The sequence below is a fragment of the Actinomycetospora sp. genome (assembly GCF_055612215.1).
Window position 1 is genome coordinate 1 of record NZ_JBVPVA010000238.1, and the last position, 2,183, is coordinate 2,183.

Annotated in this window: 2 protein-coding genes; both read right to left on the minus strand. The window is 73.1% G+C overall.

Translation table 11 applies throughout. From position 1 onward, the window contains the following. A partial coding sequence (gene dnaG, locus AC0CYZ_RS06550; protein WP_472213502.1) for a DNA primase occupies positions 1 to 932 on the minus strand: 932 nt, incomplete at its 3' end. Positions 933 to 942: 10 nt separating this feature from the next. Continuing rightward, positions 943 to 2,183, minus strand: a 1,241-nt coding sequence (locus AC0CYZ_RS06555) for an alpha/beta fold hydrolase (RefSeq protein WP_472213505.1), incomplete at its 5' end; no start/stop codon positions are given.

Sequence of the window (2,183 nt, forward strand, 5' to 3'; positions counted from 1 at the left end):
TCGAACGAGTCGTCCATCAGCAGCCGGCGCAGGAGCGCCACGTGGTCGTCCCCGAAGGCGGTGCCGCAGCTCGCGACCGCCGTCGGGATCCCGGCCAGGTGCATGGCCATGACGTCGGTGTAGCCCTCGACGATGACCGCCTGGCGGGTCTTCGCGATCTCCCGCTTGGCCTTGTCGAGCCCGAACAGCACCTTCGACTTGTGGTAGACGGGGGTCTCGGGCGTGTTGAGGTACTTGGCCTCGATGCGGTCGTCGTCGAAGAGCCGCCGCGCGCCGAACCCGACGACGTCGCCGCCGAGGTCGCGGATCGGCCACAGCAGCCGGCGCTGGAAGCGGTCGCGGTGACCCCGCTGCCCGGGGACCGAGAGCCCGGCCTTCTCCAGCTCGTCGAGCGTGTAGCCCTGGGCGAGCAGGTGCTTGGTCAGCTTCTCCCAGCCGCCCGGCGCGAACCCGCAGCCGAAGGACTCCGCGGCCGCCTGGTCGAACCCGCGCTCGGCGAGGAACTCGCGGGCCTTCTGCGCCTCGCCGGGCTGGGCGAGCTCGTGCGCGTAGAACTCCGCGGCCAGCTTGTTGGCGGCCAGCAGCCGGGAGCGCGTACCGCGGTCGCGCTGGACCGACGAGCCGCCGCCCTCGTAGGTGAGCCGGTAGCCGACGCGGTCGGCCAGCTTCTCGATGGCCTCGACGAACCCCAGCTGCTCGATCTTCATGATGAAGTCGATGACGCTGCCGTGCTCGCCGCAGCCGAAGCAGTGGAACGTGCCGTGACTGGGGCGCACGGAGAACGACGGGGACTTCTCGTCGTGGAACGGGCAGAGGCCCTTGACCGACCCGGGCCCGGCGTGGCGCAGCGCCACGTAGTCCCCGACCAGCTCCTCGATCCGGTTCCGGTCGCGCACCTCCGCGATGTCGGAGTCCCGGATCCGTCCCGCCACGGGGGTCAGTCTAGGACGCCCGGTCGTGCGCCCGGGGCACCTCCGTCAGGAACGCCGTGACGACGGCGAGGGTCCGCTCCGGCTGCTCGAGGTGCGGCAGGTGGCCCGCCTGCTCGACGAGGGTGAACGGGGCGCCGAGCGCGTCGGCGTAGGCCCGGCCGTAGGCGACGTCGACGATGCCGTCGGCCTCACCCCACACCACGGCGGCCGGGACGGTGACGCCGCCGAGCCGACCCCGCAGCGTCGGGTCGTGCATGTACGGGTCGCCCGCGTAGTCGGCGAACACGGCCGCGTTGGCCGCCATCGCCGCCTGCCGCGCGGCCGGCAGCGTCGTCGGGTCGACGCGGAAGCGGTCGGGGTCGGCGTAGGAGACGTCGGCGATGCGGTCGAGGGTCAGGCCCGAGACGTCGGTGATCGGGTGGCCGGGCACCTCGATGCCGACGGCGTTCACCAGGACCAGTCCCCCGACGCGGCCGTCGGCGTCCTGCAGCGCCATCTCCGCGGCGATCCAGCCGCCGACCGAGCTGCCCACGACGACGACGTCGTGCAGGTCCTGCTCGGCCAGCACCTCGAGGTAGCGGCGGGCGACGTCGGCGACGGTGCGGCAGTCGTCGGGGCGCGGGGTGCCCTCGAAGCCGGGGATGGTCGGGGTGAGGACCCGGTGGTCGCCGGCCAGCAGGGCCGAGAGCCCGAGCACGGAGCCCGCTCCCCCGCCGCCGTGCAGGACCATCACCGGGCGTCCGGCGCCGCGGTCGTCGACGACGGGGGCGTACTCCGTCGACGGCGTCGTCGCGTAGCGCGCCATCACGCCGGCGACGTTCTCGGGCGTCATCGGGGCGCCGCCGTCGACCATCGCGCGTAGGTCGCGGAAGTACTGCACGTAGAGGTCGGGGGTGAAGGTGTTGAGCAGGACCGCGGGCTCGTCGCCGGGATTGGCGAAGGTGTGCGGGGCGCCCGGCGGGACCATGACCAACGAGCCCGCGGGGGCGTCGCGCACGTCGGTCCCGACGGTGAAGCGGGCGGTCCCGGACACGACGTAGAAGCCCTCGTCGTGCTGGGCGTGGCGGTGCTGTGGCGGCCCGTCGGTGTGCGGGGCGATCGTGATCTCACCGATCCCGAGCCGGTGCCCGGTCGTCGAACCGTCCTCGAGGATGCGCATGGTCACCGCCCCGACGAGCGGGACCTCGCCGTCGTGCGGCCCGACGATCGACACCAGGGTCATCGCGACCCCTCCTCGGCTTCGTGAGAGTG